At 45.3% G+C, this 660-nt stretch carries 1 protein-coding gene; it reads left to right on the forward strand.

Going from position 1 to position 660, the window contains the following annotated elements:
• The first annotated feature begins 243 nt into the window (after nucleotides 1-243).
• A complete protein-coding gene (locus tag N1032_RS25820; RefSeq protein ID WP_259543472.1) occupies nucleotides 244-564 on the forward strand; it encodes a hypothetical protein in 321 nt (106 codons plus the stop codon).
• The last annotated feature ends 96 nt before the right edge of the window (nucleotides 565-660 follow it).

Below are 660 nucleotides of genomic sequence, written 5' to 3' on the forward strand. Positions count from 1 at the left end.
CTGGTGTTAGTGGTTCTGCTAAGGGTGTTGCTCTGTCTGATAACTACCAGTTTGATGATGTTGAATTTAAAGGTTCAGCAGCATCCACTTTCAACATTGGCGTAGGGTATCACTGGTAATGCCATTCCTGTTCGCTATACCAATCTTTGCTACTGTGGATATGACCTCTGTTGTAACTACAGTAGCAGTAACTTCAGCCACCGCTGGTGCTGCTATCGGGGCTTATATAGGACATCTGTTCTAATGAAAAAGATTGCAATTGTATTAGGTATTGTTGTAGCTACAGCTTCTCTGTCTGGCTGTGCTGGTCGTCCACTGAATAGCCAGGATCGTGCTGCTATTCTGGGTGCTAGCATGGGCCAGGCTTTACAGAATGCTCATGACGCTGCTTATGGTCAGAATGGTTACCAGACCGAAGAGCAGAAAGAGCAGGAGCAGTATCGTTATAACCAGAGCCGTCACCATCATCACGGCAAACATCAGACTATGGACAACAACGGTGTTGTCTATCAAGACGGTGTGAAAGGTTATTACGACGCCTATGGCAACTTCCACGCTTATTAATCGGCGTAATATCAAAGGCATTCGCTGAGTGCCTTTTATTATTATCGAGCCGTGATAATAGTAAGCCACCTTGTGAACGAATATTGTTCAAGCCCC

Source organism: Herbiconiux daphne, from assembly GCF_024979295.1.
GTDB lineage: Bacteria > Actinomycetota > Actinomycetes > Actinomycetales > Microbacteriaceae > Herbiconiux > Herbiconiux daphnes.

Excerpts from the sequence above, each read along its gene's own strand:
- N1032_RS25820 (WP_259543472.1), top strand. The coding sequence starts at position 244 with ATGAAAAAGATTGCAATTGTATTAGGTATTGTTGTAGCTACAGCTTCT.